The following is a 17,074-nucleotide window of genomic DNA, read 5'->3' as shown; positions in this document are numbered from 1 at the left end:
TGATGAAGCTGCGTCTCGTCCTTATCTGGCTGCTGTGCTTTGCCTCGTTCGGTACTTGGGCTGCACTCATTCGGGTAACAGATACAGATTCACTCACCTTTGCCCTTAACAAAGCCCAAGCAGGTGACACCTTAGTGCTAGCCACTGGGGTGTATGAAGGCTCCTTTAAGGTGACGCAATCCATTTCGCTAAAGGGGGAAATAGGCGCGACATTAGATGCACTGCGCCAAGGCAGTGCATTGGTCATTGAGGCGCCTCAGGTAAGTATTGAAGGGCTAAATATCCGCCACTGGGGACGGGATCTGTATTACCGTGATGCCGCCATTTTACTCAAAAAAGGTGCGGATAATGTGCTGATTAAGGGAAACCGCTTGGTGGGTGATGGTTTTGGTATTTATGGCGAACAGCTAAACTCGCCTACCATCACGGACAATAGTATTAGTGGCAACGGTGCCATTTATGTACTTGATCGGGGTGATGGCATTTATCTTAAGCATGTTAATTCGCCACAAATTGACCGAAATCAGCTGATTTTTGTCCGTGATGGTGTGTATTTAGAGTCCGTTACCCACAGCCGCATTTATGAAAATCAATTCACTAAGCTGCAATATGGCATTCACTATATGTATACCCAAGCCGACGAAGCGTGGCAAAACCAAGCGATTGCTGTCGATGGCGGTTATGCCCTAATGAATTCAACCCATATTTACCTGCACCACAACAGTGTGACTCAGGCGCGGGACTTTGGCATTTTGCTCAATATTACTGAGGCATCCCATGTGCAAGCCAATGTCGCGAGTCAAATCCATAACCCTAAGGGCACTGTGGAGCTTGGCAATGAGGGGAAAGGTATTTTTATTTACGCTGCTCAACATAACCGTATTCAAGATAACGAGTTTAGCTACAGTGATACTGGGATCAGTATGGCCATGGGCGGAGAGGAAAATCGCCTTTGGCATAATCGTATTATGGCCAATCAAACCCAAGTCAAATATGTCGGTGAAAGCCAACTTGAATGGAGTTATCAGGGGCAGGGGAATTACTGGTCGGAATATCAAGGCTGGGATCTGAATGGCGATGGATTCGGGGATATTACCCATAGGCCGAATGACAGTTTAGATAAACTGTTTTGGCTTTATCCTGAAGCCAAACTGTTGATGGAAAGCCCCGTTGTGTTGTTACTGCGCTGGGTGGAACGCCAATTTAAGCCACAAGTGACGAGCGGTATAAGTGATAGTTTTCCCCTAATGCAAAGGGGCGCGCACGTACTGATTGATGGAGGTTCGCGATGAATCATCAAACTTTGACCTGCTCAGTAAATAAGCCTATAGCGAGTGCAGATGTAGTTGTTAAAGCGACAAATATCAGTAAATGCTATGGCAAGTTTAAGGCACTGGATGATGTGAGTTTTGAGGTGTTAGCGGGTCAAGTGATCGCACTCCTTGGGCATAATGGTGCGGGTAAATCTACGTTACTCAAGCTTATTTTGGGATTACTTACCCCTACAAGTGGTCTGCTCCAAGTTCAAGGTCATAGTGTCGGAACTATGAATGCCAGACAGAGTTTGTCCTTAGGCTATTTACCTGAAAATGTGAGTTTTTATGACAATATGACCGCCAATGAGCTACTGCGATATTTTGCTAAGCTTAAGGGCGTTGCCTTGCCTAAAGTGTATGAATTACTTGCTGAATTTGGTTTAGAGGCCGCTAAAGATAAGCGTTTGAGTACTTTTTCTAAGGGGATGCGGCAACGTCTTGGGCTCGCACAGGCGATATTGGCTGAGCCTAAGGTACTGTTACTCGATGAACCGACAGTTGGCTTAGATCCCTTGGCATCGGCTTTCCTGTATCAAAAAATCGCTCAGCTCAGGGCGCAGGGCTGCGCCATTATTATCAGTACCCATGAGTTGGGATTAGTACAAGATCAGATGGATCGCGCTTTGATCTTAGGTCGAGGGCGAATGTTGGCTTCGGGAAGCTTAACCTCCCTGAGGGCGGCGACTCAGTTGTCAAATCATATCTTGTTGCATTTTCTATCTAATACTCAAAGGCAAGCATTGCTAGCGGATCCCATTTTAGCGGCATGTGTTAAGGCAAACGCGGGGCAGGGACTCACGCTCGCTGTGTCACAGGAGCAAAAGTCAGCCGTGTTAAATCACTTATTACAAAAAGTGCCCGTGGGGGATTTTTCTATTGAACCTCCTAGTTTGCAGAGTGTGTTTCATCATTACATGGAAAGTCTTTGCCCTCTTCAGTCGCCAACAATGCCCACAAAGACTATTAAAATAACAGATATAAATCAGGCGATTAATTTGGAATCAGTCCTATGAACCGTTCCGAGGTTTTGCATCGCCGTTTAAGTGCCCTGAGCATAGTGAGCACCATAGCCGCCAAAGAGTTTAAGGATAATTTACGTAATCGTTGGTTATGGATGATGGCGGGAATCTTGTTGCTGCTGTCTCTGTGTGTGAGTTTTATGGGCAGCGCTGTGTCCGGCAACTTAGTGGTATTTGAGCCTGCCCAGATCCTTTCTGGGTTAGTCACTTTATCGGTATTTATGCTCCCTTTAGGTGCGATTTTATTGAGTTATGACAGCTTTGTTGGTGAAAAAGAATCCGGCACTCTGTTGTTACTGCTGACCTATCCATTAGCACGTTGGCATCTCGTGTGCGGCAAGTTTTTAGGCCATGCCTGCGTGATGACCATTGCCTGCATTTTGGGCTTTGGTTTAACAGGATTAATACTGATATCACTGGGCGATACTCAGACACAGTTATCCATAGCTATCGGGTTTATCCATTTGATTATGAGCAGTATTTTACTGTCATTAGTGTTCGTGCTCTTGGGTTATTGGGTTAGCTTGTGTGTGCGAGAAAAAGCCAAGGCGCTGGGGATATTGCTCATTTTATGGTTTGTGCTTGTGCTGGTTTATGATCTGATTTTACTCAGTGCTGTGGTTGGAATGAGTGAGATGTTTAATCGTACTGTATTCAATCTACTGATTTTGTTGAACCCTACTGATCTGTTCCGTGCTTTAAATTTACTCGCGACCCCCTCGGATACACTCGCGGCTAAAAGTAGTCTCACTTTGCTTGCTCAAACTGGGCTGGGCTTACCCTTAATGTATGGTTTGCTGGGTGGCTGGATTGGTGCATTACTTTTGTGTTGTTCTTGGATCTTTAAATACCAAGAAATCTAGTTTAGCGACCTCTGTATTAGTCTAACTTTGTACTTATTAAACAATGACTAAACTGAGTATAGAGTCACACTCTTATATGTTGTTAAAAGGTAAAATAAACCATCTTGACTTGGTGATTGCATATCATCGTTTTCTTGGAAAGAAACAATGTCACATGATGATTGCATGTTGTTAGTGTAATCAAACTTTATCAGTATTGGCTGATCTTTCAGGCGTTTAACATGCATAAAATCACATCTTATTTAATGTTAGATGAACAGGCTAAGGAATTAGTCGATCATGTGAATGGGACAACCATCAGCCTGACTTTTTCCGAAACGGCCTTATTAGTGCTGCTGTTATCATCCACGAATGCCATTTTTACTAAGGAAGAATTGCTGCAGGTCGGCTGGCCTGAAAGGGTGGTTGCTCCTACCTCTTTAACACAATGCATCAGTACCTTACGTAAAAAGCTCGAACCCTATACCGAAGTGCAGCTTAAAACCGTGGCACGCCGCGGTTATCAATTGCATATCTCTGAACAATCCCATGTAAAGATGCTGGCGATCAATGATGCGAATGCAATTCGTGATGCCTTAGTGGGGGTGTCGGTTTGGACTAAAGTTGCTGGTATTGCCCTCTTGTGCGCTATCTTGGCAATCGTTTGGTATGTGAGCGACCATCATGCGGTGGTTAAACAGGTGGCTAAATGGCATGCCGATAAATATATCAGCCTCAATATTGGTGGCACGCTGGGGACGGCGCGAACCTTCTATATTGGTGATGAGGATCGTTTACATCCTTCATGGTGGCAAAAACATTTAGCGCCAGAGGGAAATCACATCAATAACCTTAATTACTTCAGTGCGTTTACCTCAACAGATGGCAAAAATTATTCGATGGCGATTTGCCCTGAGCTGGACGCCGATGCCTGCAGTGGTCACGGCATCATCAATATCACGGCGATAGATGCAAAACCCGCAGGATTAAATATGGCGGAGTTTATTCCGCTGAGCCAAATAATGGAGCAGCGCATTCGCTATAACCGTATTGTCCTCCCTGCGGATGATAAAGGAATGGGTGAGTTACTTGAGCATAATTACCATGCGGATATTTATTTTCCCGTCGCGGGCGAACTCTTAGTTCGTAACGATCTCAGTATGTCTCTGGTCTATGAAGGGCAAAATAAGGGTAAGTTTTATTCGACCTCCTGTATTACAGATCAAGATTGTTTAACGACACCGATTAAATACACTATCCGCGGTGAGTTTGAGCAGTACCAGACCACAATTGATGACCTTAAAGTCGATGTTTTTCACGTTAAAGTGTTACAAAAAGAACTGACAAAACCGGATGAAGTCAGCCATTCTGCTATGCAGTTCTACCGTGAAATTCGTAAGCATGATATCCGTGATGAAGATTTATTTTATTATCGTGTTTATCAAAATGAGCACACGGCAGTATGGATCATTCCTCAGATGGGACAAGTACTTGCGTGGACTCAGTACACTCAGATCAAATTATAGAGTAGTCATTAGCCAAACTTGATTAAGCCGACATAGTGTCGGCTTTTTTGTGCCTGCAGTTGAGCGCGGTCGTGATGATGCTAAGCTGCGTGTTTAAGCGTCTGGCTCAAATTGTTTGCATTAACTTTCTATCATAAAAATTGGCTTTGTTTTACTTCTTCATTCAGTGCCAGTTACACTGCCAAACTTAGCAATCACACTATAAATACAATAATAAAAAAGAGAGGAGTCATTCATGTCGGACCGTCTTATTCCCGTGCTGTTACTGTCAACTTCAGTACTGGCTGGGCTCACTGCTTGCAGTGATAACACCACAGAAAACACCGTAAAAACCAGTGAAAACGCACCAAAAAGTCAAGACATTGCGGCTCAAATGCCGATTGGCATTAATGTCGCGGCTATGACGCCAACGGTAAAACCAGGGGATGATTTTTATACCTACGCCAATGGCGAATGGATGAAAACAACGATGATCCCAGCAGATCGCTCCAGCACTGGCGCTTTCCTCGTTGCCTTTGAAGCAACCGAAAAGCATAAAACCAGTTTGATTGCCGATCTGGTGAAAGCGCAACATGCGGTGGGGAGCGACGAAGCGCGTATCGCCGATTTCTACAAGGCTTACACAGATACCGCCGCTATTGATGCCGCAGGAATGAAGCCTGCCGAGGCGGATATCGCCCGTTATGAGGCCATTGCGAGCAAGCAAGATTTATCCGCAGCATTAGGTGAAAACCTGCGCGCTGATGTTGACCCTCTCAACGCGACTGACTTTTATACCGAAAACCTATTTGGGATCTTCGTCACCCAAGGTTTAGCAACGCCGGGCGAAGTCTTACCTTACTTTTTACAGGGTGGTTTAGGCTTACCTGAGCGCGAATATTACCTGTCTGCCGATCCTAAAATGGTCGACATTCGCACCGCTTACCGCGCTTACATTGAAACCTTGCTTAAAGATGCGGGTGTGAGCGATGCTGCTGTCCGTGCCGATCGTATTTTTGCCCTTGAAAACAAGATTGCTGCAGCCCACGCCAGCCGTGAAGCAAGCGAAGATTTTACTCAGTCTTCGGGTGTATGGAGCCGTGCTGACTTTGATGCCAAAGCACCGGGCATCGATTGGACTGCCTTTCTAGCGGCGGCGCAACTGGGCAATCAGCCTAAATTTGCGGCCTACCATGCAACGGCGATTACTGGGCTTTCTGCGCTTGTGGCCTCTGAGCCTTTAGATGCATGGAAAGATTGGCTCGTGTTCCACCATATCAACAGCCATGCTGATGTGTTGCCATCGGCTATCGACAACGCTTCGTTTGCCTTTAATGGCACTAAGCTTTCTGGCACGCCAGAGCAGCGTAGCCGCGATAAACGTGCCTTAGCGGCACTCGACCAATATTTAGGTGATGCCGTAGGCCATGCCTATGCCGAGCAATATTTCCCCGCTTCGGCCAAAGCAGAAGTCAGCACTATGGTGGATAACATAGTGACCGCCTTCGGTCAGCGAGTGGAAAAACTCGATTGGATGGACCCTTCAACCAAGAAAGAAGCCCTAGCAAAAGTGGCCACTATGGCGGTGGGCGTGGGTTATCCCGATAAATGGCGCAATTACGACAGCTATGCAGTGACTGCGACCAATGCCTACGCCAATGCCATCAATGGCGAAAAAGTAGAGTACAGCCACCAGTTAGCCAAGATTGGCAAACCAATGGATAAAGGCGAGTGGTGGATGACGCCGCAAGTGGTGAATGCGGTGAACTTGCCGGTGCAAAATGCGCTTAACTTCCCAGCGGGTATTTTGCAACCGCCATTCTTTGATGCTAAGGCCGATGCGGCCTACAACTATGGCGCGATTGGCGCTGTGATTGGTCATGAAATCAGCCATAGTTTTGATAACAATGGCGCGGCCTTTGACTCGACTGGTGCTATGCGTAGCTGGTGGACGCCCGCTGACTTTGCTCAATTTGATAAGCAAGGCGATGCGTTAGCGCAGCAGTTTGATGTTTATGCGCCTTTCCCTGATTTACACGTGAATGGCAAGTTGACTTTAGGTGAAAACATTGCCGACGTAGCAGGTTTAGCCGCCGCTTATGATGCTTACCACGCCTCGCTTAAAGGCAAAGATGCCCCAGTGATTGGAGGCTTTACGGGTGATCAACGCTTCTTTATCGGCTTTGCGCAAACCTGGGCCACTAAGATGCGTGACGAAGCCCTGCGTGCTCGGGTGGCAACCGATGGACATGCCCCCGGCATGTACCGCGCGCTGACCGTGCGTAACTTAGATGCTTGGTATACTGCATTCGATGTTAAGCCTGGCGATAAGCTGTATTTGGCTCCAGAAGATCGCGTTAAGATCTGGTAAGTTTACTGGGTTGATTTGAAAGGAAGGGGAACACTAGCGTTCCCCTTTTTATTAACGATTTTGCAGTCGGTTGTAATCCAGCCACCCACTTTCTATCGGGTGATTGTCGAAAAAGATCTGATTGAGTTTGTCACTAAAGGCCCAAAACTTCGGATCGGTACGGCGTACACCCACCATATCTAACAGTGCCTCATAGTCTTTTTCAGTTTGCATTTTCTCTACTGTCGCCACGACGTTAGGCAAGTCTTGTTCTTTCACTCGCCAAAATGCCTCAGGATAACTACCCAATAAGCCATGCACTAAAGTGACGTCATCTTTAGCGGGTTCGCGGTTACTCGCCTCATTAAATAGACTCGAAATATTCCGATGGGCGCTATTGCGAACTAAGGTAAATATCTCTGCTTTACCCGCTTTTTCAGGTTCGACCATGATCATAGTTAGTTCAGGTAACAGGGTCGCTTGTGTGCCTTTTAATCGATCTAATGTGTGTAAAAGTGCTTTGCTATGTATTTGCAAGCTGCTGTTTTCTATGTGATATCGATTGGGTTGAACCTTAGCAACCTTCTGTCCGAGTTTTTGATACAGCTCGCCCTTTAGATCGTCACTAAAGTAGAGTACGCCCGTAGGCTGATGAAAGGTGTTGATATCCCCTGCGATAAAGGCCGTGAGTTGAGTTCCAGCCCCTTGATACCAATCACTCAACTGCTTGCGCCTTTCCTCCTGTGGCAACAGGGTCAGGAAATTCGATTCCCCCTCCATACGTAAAAAATCCATGTATAAGCGAGTTAATAGCTGGTGGCCGTAGTTACCATAAACATCGAAACCCGCGACCAATAAATAGTGGATACGCTCCAGCAAGGCATAATCGATAATCCAAGCCGTTTTGGGCGGTTCGCCGACTAAGCCTTTGACCACTGTGGCATTGTCGAAGTGGCGAAATACTGTCAGGCTGGCATTATCATTGGTGTCGTCGCCATCCCAGAGTCCGTCTATGGTAAGGTGCTGGCCGTTTTTGAATTTCTCGTTCAAGAATTGATTACGCGCCCGCATATATTTGCCTTGCTTGGCGGCATATTTCACCCAAGTTACTGCGAGTGCAGTGCTTTCTTCCTCTGCAGGCATACGTAGATTTTCAAGTTGGGAATGGTAAAAGGCGCTAAAGTCAGTGTCGTCCATATAATCTGGAGTCACAAAGTACACCCAGAATCTATCGTTAATGACATTGAGCGCCACCTGACCACGGCACACTGGGCCTTTGATAAAGCCCATAATGGTATCTTGGGCGCGGGTCAGCATAAATCGATAGCGCGCACTGGCAGGAATTTGAATAAAGGCTTCAAAGGGATTGGCCGCAACGCTCGGCTTGTAGCTCGGCAGTTGAGTGACTGAGTAATCCGCATCGATAAACCATTGTTGCCAGTTATTTAGCAAGCCGGTATTTAAAGCGTAGGGGATATGGGTTTTATCGACTATGGTTGCCCGATAAGGCCGAAAGCGGTAATAGACTCGCTCCACCTTAGGATCGTCGAAGGGACGACGGGAGGCGATAATATCCAGTGCTTGCCCCGGCGGCGTCCGAGAACGTACTAACTCGAAGAATAAAGGCTGGGTGTTCGGCTGATTCAAAGACTCAAAATATAAATGGAAGGCAAACAAATGCTCGTAGATGTAACGTGCACTTAATTGGCTTTTTAAACTGTCGCCGTTTAAAAACTTCTCCCAGAGGGTTATTTCTGCAATAAATTCAGGTGTAAGCGCTTGTGCAAACGGCAGTGGCGCACCTTGCTCGAGCCAGTGCATCAACACTTGATGTTCATTCGCATTCAGTGCTGGCAAGCCATAAGGCATACCTGCAAGGGGCTGGCTTTGCTCGTATTTGTCCATTTCCTCTAGGCTGGCGCATTGCTGAACTCTGTCTAGGCTGAAATCAAAACGCTTATCTAAAATCTTGTCTTCGGGCAGGGGATGCATTTGCTTAAGCGTGAGCATTCTGGCTAATACTGAGGCTTGGGTATTAGCTTCTGGGGTTTGATCGCGCTCGTTTAGCATGGGGTAAAACCCGCGTTGACGCCAAGCTTCTGGGGTAAAGGCATCGACAAGTAAGCGATTAGGTGTGGCAGCGACTAAGCGTGTGCCTTGGTAGACCTTTTCCTTACTCGCCCCGCGCTCTATACCTTCGCTCGAGGTCATTTTTAACTGACAGGGGGCATCGTAACAGGCATGACATACCACGCAGCGGCTATTGAGAATAGGCTCGACTTCTTTGTGCACAAACTCGGCCTGTTGAATAAATTGGTCGTTCAGCTGTGCATTTTCGACGCGTTTTTGCGGTGAGCTAGTACCAAACAGGCTATTGAAATCGATTTGCGCTACGCTGGCACAACCTGTCGCTAACAGCACTGCGACCAACAACAACCTCTTCCATCCCCCTTTTATCGCGTCCATTCACCGCTCCTTCATTTGCCGCATGCTATTTAGCAGAGTTAGGCTTTTTAGCCCACTGATAAGTATCACTTTAGCAGAAGAGTGTGTTGGATTTGAAATTTGCAGCCAGATGTTGTTCAAGGAGCTGACTTAAGTTGCCCTACAGACTTTTGGTCGCTGCTCGAAACTTGGGTAAGATAGCGGCTATAAAAGCGTACCTGTGATGGCTGTATTAATTGCTCCAGTATTGTTGTGGCAATAACAAAAGGATGAAGTATGACTGCTGATAACCGCTATTTTTACGAACCGAGCAAAGGCCATGGCCTTGCACACGATCCTTTAAATGCGATTGTGGGGCCTCGACCAATTGGCTGGATTTCATCACGGAATGCCGAGGGGCAACGCAATCTCGCCCCTTACAGCTTTTTCAATTGTTTCAACTACAAACCGCCCATCATCGGCTTTGCCAGCACAGGCTGGAAAGACAGTGTTGCTAATATCGTCGAAACAGGGGAGTTTGTGTGGAACCTCACCACCCGTGGCTTAGCTGAGCAGATGAATCAAACCTCCGCCATGCTGCCACGCGGTCAAGATGAGTTTAGCTTTGCCGGACTCACGGCTAAAGCAGGCACCATTGTTAAGGCAGACTTAGTGGCTGAAAGCCCAGTAAACTTCGAATGCAAATTGTCCCAATGTATTCAACTCACCGCCGCCAATGGCGACAAGATTGATACTTGGTTGGTGTTAGGTGAAGTGGTGGCCGTGCATATTGCTAAGCATTTACTCAATGCCGAGGGGATTTATCAAACTGGCCTTGCCGAGCCCGTATTACGTGCCGGCGGCCCATCGGCCTATTATGGGATCTGTGAAGATCTGCGTTTCGATCTACATAGACCACAAGTGTAAGGGGCTGCTCAGTCGCCGCAGGGCTGTGGGTGTTCAAACTTCGTTTGAGTTTTTGGCATTAGTTTAACTTTTAACTTTTTAAATCAAAATCTAAGTCAAAGTCGTGGGGCTTCACCCCACACCCGACCAAGGAGGACTGCTCGTCCTATCCTCCTTGGATGCTCCATGACGCCCCTCGCGAAGTTACATGCATTAGTTACTAGCTTCGTGCTTATTCGAAAATAGCTAACGCTTCCGATGGGGCGTCCCTTCCCCCCGAAAGCTACGCAGACGTCCTGTCTGCGTCACGCGATTTTTTTCAACGCCCTTCAGCAACTTCGCAGGGGAAGTGTATCCCCGTGATTTTAGTGTTGCTTGTCTTTCTATTAAAAGCGAAAAAAGTGTGGGCGCTAGTATTTTGGGGTATAAAATAACTACCCTGTTAAAGTAAATTCCTATAGCATTTAAAAACCACAAAAATTGATGTGGTGTCTATTAAGTAAGCCCAATACGTAATTTATTTTATGCAATTGGTGCAACGCATAACCACTTGGTATTATATGAGTTTACTATCGGTTAATGCCTTACACTAATCAAAATTTTTTCATTAACTATATAACTAAGGAAGCAATTTGATTGCCGTAAGCTTAATCAATATGAAAGGTGGTGTAGCTAAAACCACGTTGGCAGTTAATTTTGCTGACTGTCTTGCTCGAAGGCATGGGGCAAAGGTTTTACTGATCGATGTAGATCCCCAATTCAATGCAACACAATGCCTGATGAGTCCTCAACAATATGTTGATCACTTAAAAAGTATGGGTGACACAATTGTAAATGTCTTTGACCGTAATGGTAGGGCAACAGGGAGTACTGTTGGTGCTAATACATTAGTAAAAGCAAAAGCACTAGAGGATATAGAGGTTGTTAAGTTAAAACATTTCGATTTGCTACCCGGCAATTTAGAGCTTTATAGGCTTGAAATGGCTCCTGGTGAAGGTAGAGAAAACAGATTAAAAAGTTACCTTAAAAACTTAAGTGAAAAGTATGATTATGTTGTAATAGATACGCCTCCAACCCCATCAGTTTGGATGACTAGTGCTTTACTTGCATCTAATTATTATCTGATCCCTGTAAAAGCTGACCCAATATCATTAACAGGAATAGATTTATTAAAAAGCATAATTGAAGAAAAACAAGAGAATTTTGCTTTAAATTTATCTTGTGCTGGACTAGTTCTCACTTTGACAGAGGAAACAACTAATGTTTATAAAAATGCAAAAAGGAATTTGGAAAAGGATAAATATTGGAAAAAATATTTATATAAACTTGGAATGCCAAAAAGAACGGCAATAGCTAACAAACAGTTAGAACAAATCCATATTCTAGATGACATAGATGTTGAGTCTAAAAGGCGATTAACAGCAATCGTTACAGAGTTCCTTAATAGGACAGAAAATAATGAGTGAATCTGAAAATACTAAAAGTAAGAATAAAGGAATATTGGATTCGACAAAGTTGAGGCATGCAATCGACTTTGTTGAGGAACTTTCTTGGCTGTTAGAATCAAAAAATAAGCTAAAATTAAGTGAAATACCTGAAATTCTGAGAAATAATTTAGATGCCGTTAATAATGTAAAAAAAACTACAAGTAAATATGAATCACCAAATCCTAATATTCACTATTTAATAGGTGTTTTACCTAGACTATTTAAAGATATGAATTTGTTTCAGAAAAATGAGGATATTGTAACTTTTGCTATTGAAGTATTGAATATTAAAGTAAGTCGATCTGATAAAAGATCTCGATATGAGTTGATAGGGTTGATTGTTTGCGAGTGTAACGAGCTTGATGATAATGCTTTAGAAGCGTTAGTTATTGCACTTTCAAAAATTACTGGCAACTCAGAAAAAATAAGTCAGATGGCAGAAGAAAAGGCGAGTGTAGGGTTTTCTTGGAATGAAACAATAAGAAAATTGGCTGATTAATTATGACTCGTGAATGTAATGATGATTTTACTAAGCTTAAGGGTTATATTTTAGATTATAGAATTAGCTATAATTTAGATAATAACTCTTATATGGCTTCAGCAAAAAGAATGCATAAAGTATACTTCTCACTTGTTAATTGGCATGCTGAATATCAACACCAAATAGATTTTTTCTCTAAAAAATATACGAATAATAAAGATATATTATTAAGAGTGTCAGAGGCGATTTCTGATATAGGGTCATCGAATTTTAATTGGCTTAATGGTTCCTATAAAGCATCTCGTGTTATGTTGAGATCCTCCATCGAAAACTTTGTTCGTGCAATTAGTTCTATTGATGATGAAGTTCAATTAACTGAAAAAAATGTATACAAATTATTTGATAGAGCACATGGTAGTAATATTTTTAATTCATCAGTGCATGTTAATAAATTATATAAAGAACTGCATCATAGATATAAGGAGTTGTGCGAGGATACACATACTGCAAGTTACAAAAATATGGATAAAGTCACTTCGCTAGTAGATTATCCTAAATATGTAGAGGAGAAATCAATAACGACAGAAAATATATTTATCATCATTGCAAAGAATATATTGGTAATTCTCTGTCTTATCTTTAACGACCTCTATCATAAAATGCATCATAGAAATAGAGAGAATATTATAAACTCAGTTCAATCAAATTATAAGCCACTAATTTTGTTTTCAAATTTGTGTAATTAGAGTTAGACCTTCAAAAAATGTGAAATATTTATAATTTTTTTGATTTTGAATAACTAGCAAACAATACTGAGGCTAAAAGAGGGACACCAATCCCCTCGGAGTTGCCGCAGGGCGAATAGACAAATTGCGTGAGTCTCGGCATGGATGCCGAGCTAGCTTTCGCAGGTGCAGGGACGCATCCTTCGGAAGCGATAGCAAATTTGCAGATGAGCACAAGGGGCTTTCAACTCCGTTGGGGGCGTCTTGGAGAATCCAAGGAGGATAGGACGAGCAGCCCTCCTTGGTCGGGTGTGGGGTGAAGCCCCACGACTTTGACTTTGATTTAAAATAACAAACGAAGTTTGGATATGTAGATTTTCTTGGCCGTCAGGCCGTATTCAAAGTGAAATACGGCGTGACGTATAAAACAAAACCCCAGTAAAAACTGGGGTTTATTATTTGCAGCTCAACTGGCAAAGGTTAGCCTGCCAAGCATACAAATTATCGCATTATTTGATAAACGCGAACGCATCACCGTAGAGATGCGCTTCTTCTACACCAATCTCACGGAAGATTTCCCGTGCTGCACCCACCATGTCGAAACGGCCGGCGATGTAGATGTCGTAGCCATTTAAGCTGACAAAATCTTGTTTGATTTGCGCTAACAGATTAGCGGTTTTGCCTTGCCAATTAGCGGGAGCTTCTTCGATAACTGGTACGAAGTGTAACCAAGGGTGAGCGTCGTGCCACTCGCGGGCGATGGTTTCAAAATACATGGCATCTTGGGTGCGACAACCCCAATACAGCATAGTTTCAACCTGTTGGCCGAGGGCTATTTGGTGCTCGATGATACTTTTAATGTAAGAGAAACCTGTGCCGCCGGCGATTAACAGGCGAGGGCGAATGCTTTCGTGACGCAGGTGGGCTTCGCCGCCTGGGGCTTCGATGTCGATAGTGCTGCCATCAAGGGCGCAGGCTTTCAGGCGCTCGACCACTTGCATTGGGTAGCTTTCACTCACAGCGGCGCCAATGTGTAATTCGATCAGCTCGGCGTTTGGCGCTGATGCGATAGAGAAGGGGCGTTTATCTTTTTCACCCATGACAACACATAAGTATTGCCCCGCTTGGAAATCGAAGGCGGTTTCAGGCCTTAACAATACTTGATATACGGCATCGTTAAATGGGTTAACTTTCTCTATCTTACAACGTATGGTTTTCATCAAACTTCCTTTGCACCTTTCTTCAACAGTATGTGTCTAGGTGTCGCTTTAGAGGCCTGTTATTGGCCTATTCTCTTGGCTAAAGCCGATACTTGAGTAATGGCTTAAGCTGAATTATAGGGTTGGGCTGTCGTCTATGCCTAACTCATCCCAGATTGAGTCGATCTTTTGTTTTACTTTTGGATCCATCACGATTGGCGTGCCCCATTCGCGGTTAGTTTCACCTTCCCACTTATTAGTGGCATCGAGTCCCATTTTTGAGCCTAAGCCCGCAACGGGTGAAGCAAAATCGAGGTAGTCGATCGGGGTGTTTTCGATCATCACAGTATCGCGTTTAGGGTCCATTCGGGTGGTGATCGCCCAGATCACATCCTGCCAGTCACGGCAGTTCACATCTTCATCCACTATGACAATAAACTTTGTGTACATAAATTGACGCAGGAAAGACCAAGCGCCCATCATCACTCGTTTGGCATGTCCCGGATATTGTTTGCGAATGGAGATCACTGCCATGCGGTACGAACAGCCCTCAGGTGGCAGATAAAAATCAACGATCTCAGGATATTGCTTACGCAAAATCGGCACAAACACTTCGTTTAATGCAACCCCCAGCATGGCGGGCTCATCCGGTGGACGGCCAGTGTAAGTGCTGTGGTAGATGGCATCTTTACGCTGAGTGATGTGGGTAACGGTAAATACTGGAAACTTATCGGTTTCGTTGTAGTAACCCGTGTGATCGCCGTAGGGGCCTTCTTCCGCCAGTTCCTCAGGATCGATATAACCTTCGAGGATGATTTCACTGGTGGCGGGCACTTCTAAATCGCAGCTTAATGCCTTACAGACTTCGGTACGTTCACCGCGCAGTAAACCGGCAAAAGCGTATTCGCTCATGGAATCGGGGACTGGGGTGACGGCGCCTAAAATGGTCACAGGATCGGCGCCGAGTGCGACCACAACCGGATAACGCTCACCGGGGAATTGTTGTTTAAAATCAGCAAAATCTAACGCGCCACCACGGTGGGATAACCAGCGCATAATCAGCTTGTTTTTACCCAGTAATTGTTGGCGATAAATGCCTAAATTCTGACGACTCTTGCGCGGGCCTTTGGTGATGGTTAAGCCCCAGGTCACCAGTGGCGCGACATCGCCCGGCCAGCAATGCTGAATAGGCAATTTAGTTAAATCGACCTCATCGCCGGTTTTGATGATTTGTTGGCAAGGCGGATTACGCACTGTCTTTGGCGGCATATTCAAGGCTTGCTTGAACATAGGGATCTTAGCGATCGCGTCTTTAAAACCCCGAGGTGGTTCGGGTTCTTTTAAAAAGGCTAACAGTTCACCCACTTCGCGCAGGGCTAATGGGTCGTCTTTGCCGAGTGCCATGGCCACACGTTTTGGTGTACCGAACAGGTTTACCAACACGGGCATGTGATGATTTTTGGGATTTTCAAATAATAGCGCAGGGCCTTGAGCGCGTAATACGCGGTCGGCGATCTCTGTCATTTCTAAATGAGGATCAACTGGGTAGCTAATGCGTTTGAGTTCGCCATTGGCTTCTAAGTGATCAATAAAGCTGCGTAAATCCTTAAAACTCATGTGGAAATAGCCTCTGCGGTGAAAATCCGTGTGGCGCGCACTATAGCATTTTTCTGTTTTAGGGTTAACCAATTCAGTGATCTTCAAGCTTAGGAAGCGTAAAATGGTTACCAGTAAGTCGCGATAGATCTCGCTTACGCCCTTTATTTCGAGGTTTATATGAATATTCCTGTATGGTTTGCTCAAGAAAAGTGTGTTCAAAGTCAATCACATGGCGCGCATAAGCGGTCGCTAAAGTGCTTGGTTTTATCGCTTGCCGTGGGGATCTCACTTTTGGGGGCGCTCAGTGTGCCGACTGTGGCGGTGGCCGGAAATAGAGGCTATTCGGATCAAGACGAACGCCACGGTCATCGTGATAGCTACAGTCGTGGCGATAGTCATTACAACAATCGTTATGACAATCGTCATGACAATTATTACGACAACCGCTACGTGCGCAAAGATAATCGCCATTATCGTCCCTATTATCGACCTTATTACCCTTGGGGTTTAGGACTGGGTTTAGGGCTCGCTACGGGGTGGGGATCGGGTTGGAATGTCGGTTATGGTGTGAACACCCATTGGAACAATGATTGGGGTTGGAATACGTCGCGTGATGCCTACGCTCGAAATTACTGGAACTCGCCCTATTCGGGCATAGGTTTGTCGATTCCTATGCGCTACGACGATGAACCTGTGGCGATTTCTGCACCTGTACGGGTAACAACCAGTATGCAGTATTCTGCGAGTGAAGGCCGTATGGTGTCGAGTATGCCTGCAAATCTGGCCGGACAATCGACTGGGCAACTGGTGTCGCAAACTAGTAACGGCACAGGCAAAACAGTTGCAACTCCGCGTCCTCGCGCACCGCACAGTGTGTCTAGCTTGCCGAGCAATGCTAGGGTTGTGCAGCAGGATGGTCGTACACTTTACGAGTGGCAAGGCACGCTTTACGCCTACGACTGGAACAGTCAAACCTATCAAGAACAGTTAGTCAGATAGATTTACATTACGTAAATGACTGAGAAATTGGAGCCCCTTAGTGGGCTCCAATTTATTTATCATCTTTTATTATCTTTTTATTAGTGAGTTATACCAATCACATTAAATATCTAATCAGTTCAGAGCCTCACAGGCATCTCAATCCAAGGAGCATTGACGCAGAAATGGTATTCCCTTTTAAGTCAATGCAACACGGGAGTGTGATGCCTGTGTGGCTCCCGA

General features: G+C 45.1%; 13 protein-coding genes. 10 read left to right on the top strand and 3 right to left on the bottom strand.

The genetic code is table 11. The features are described 5' to 3' along the window. Positions 1 to 2 precede the first annotated feature (2 nt). The 5 genes from nosD (at position 3) to RA178_RS19480 (ending at position 7,053) form a co-directional block, all read left to right on the top strand. On the top strand, positions 3 to 1,292 hold the full coding sequence (gene nosD / locus RA178_RS19500; RefSeq protein WP_306683431.1) for a nitrous oxide reductase family maturation protein NosD: 1,290 nt from the start codon (positions 3 to 5) through the stop codon (positions 1,290 to 1,292). Beyond that, a complete protein-coding gene (locus RA178_RS19495) occupies positions 1,289 to 2,329 on the top strand; it encodes an ABC transporter ATP-binding protein (RefSeq protein ID WP_306683429.1) in 1,041 nt (346 codons plus the stop codon). The genes nosD and RA178_RS19495 overlap by 4 nt, the downstream gene beginning before the upstream one ends. Then, on the top strand, positions 2,326 to 3,198 hold the full coding sequence (locus tag RA178_RS19490) for an ABC transporter permease (protein WP_306683428.1): 873 nt from the start codon (positions 2,326 to 2,328) through the stop codon (positions 3,196 to 3,198). The genes RA178_RS19495 and RA178_RS19490 overlap by 4 nt, the downstream gene beginning before the upstream one ends. Before the next feature lie 221 nt (positions 3,199 to 3,419). Beyond that, the gene (locus RA178_RS19485; RefSeq protein ID WP_173496241.1) at positions 3,420 to 4,703 is read left to right on the top strand and encodes a winged helix-turn-helix domain-containing protein; all 1,284 of its coding nucleotides are present in this window, start codon (positions 3,420 to 3,422) and stop codon (positions 4,701 to 4,703) included. A 235-nt stretch (positions 4,704 to 4,938) separates the two neighbouring features. After that, positions 4,939 to 7,053 (top strand): M13 family metallopeptidase, encoded by a 2,115-nt coding sequence (locus tag RA178_RS19480; RefSeq protein WP_306683425.1) that lies wholly within the window; start codon positions 4,939 to 4,941, stop codon positions 7,051 to 7,053. A 51-nt stretch (positions 7,054 to 7,104) separates the two neighbouring features. Here the strand turns inward: RA178_RS19480 and RA178_RS19475 are convergent, their stop codons facing one another. Further along, the gene (locus RA178_RS19475; RefSeq protein WP_306683424.1) at positions 7,105 to 9,498 is read right to left on the bottom strand and encodes a fatty acid cis/trans isomerase; all 2,394 of its coding nucleotides are present in this window, start codon (positions 9,496 to 9,498) and stop codon (positions 7,105 to 7,107) included. A gap of 255 nt (positions 9,499 to 9,753) precedes the next feature. On the opposite strand from RA178_RS19475, the gene RA178_RS19470 reads away from it, so the two are divergent. The 4 genes from RA178_RS19470 to RA178_RS19455 all read left to right on the top strand — a co-directional run bounded on the left by RA178_RS19470 (position 9,754) and on the right by RA178_RS19455 (position 13,076). After that, complete coding sequence (locus tag RA178_RS19470) at positions 9,754 to 10,383, top strand: flavin reductase family protein (protein ID WP_306683422.1); 630 nt, start codon at positions 9,754 to 9,756, stop codon at positions 10,381 to 10,383. A 611-nt stretch (positions 10,384 to 10,994) separates the two neighbouring features. Next, positions 10,995 to 11,828: a ParA family protein gene (locus RA178_RS19465; protein WP_306683420.1), complete on the top strand. Its 834-nt coding sequence runs from the start codon at positions 10,995 to 10,997 to the stop codon at positions 11,826 to 11,828. Beyond that, positions 11,821 to 12,348, top strand: coding sequence for a hypothetical protein (locus tag RA178_RS19460; protein ID WP_306683419.1), 528 nt, complete (start codon positions 11,821 to 11,823; stop codon positions 12,346 to 12,348). The genes RA178_RS19465 and RA178_RS19460 overlap by 8 nt, the downstream gene beginning before the upstream one ends. A gap of 2 nt (positions 12,349 to 12,350) precedes the next feature. Next, positions 12,351 to 13,076, top strand: coding sequence for a hypothetical protein (locus RA178_RS19455; protein WP_306683417.1), 726 nt, complete (start codon positions 12,351 to 12,353; stop codon positions 13,074 to 13,076). Positions 13,077 to 13,564: 488 nt separating this feature from the next. Here the strand turns inward: RA178_RS19455 and fre are convergent, their stop codons facing one another. Next, positions 13,565 to 14,275: an NAD(P)H-flavin reductase gene (gene fre / locus RA178_RS19450; RefSeq protein ID WP_106648267.1), complete on the bottom strand. Its 711-nt coding sequence runs from the start codon at positions 14,273 to 14,275 to the stop codon at positions 13,565 to 13,567. A gap of 114 nt (positions 14,276 to 14,389) precedes the next feature. Next, complete coding sequence (gene ubiD / locus RA178_RS19445) at positions 14,390 to 15,871, bottom strand: 4-hydroxy-3-polyprenylbenzoate decarboxylase (RefSeq protein ID WP_113939206.1); 1,482 nt, start codon at positions 15,869 to 15,871, stop codon at positions 14,390 to 14,392. A 159-nt stretch (positions 15,872 to 16,030) separates the two neighbouring features. Between ubiD and RA178_RS19440 the strand changes: the two genes are divergently transcribed. Continuing rightward, positions 16,031 to 16,852: a hypothetical protein gene (locus tag RA178_RS19440; protein WP_306683414.1), complete on the top strand. Its 822-nt coding sequence runs from the start codon at positions 16,031 to 16,033 to the stop codon at positions 16,850 to 16,852. Positions 16,853 to 17,074: the final 222 nt, after the last annotated feature.

This window comes from Shewanella oncorhynchi (assembly GCF_030848765.1).
Taxonomy (GTDB): Bacteria; Pseudomonadota; Gammaproteobacteria; order Enterobacterales; family Shewanellaceae; genus Shewanella; species Shewanella oncorhynchi.
Note: the sequence above shows the minus strand (reverse complement) of the source record. Positions and strands in the feature narration are given on the sequence as shown.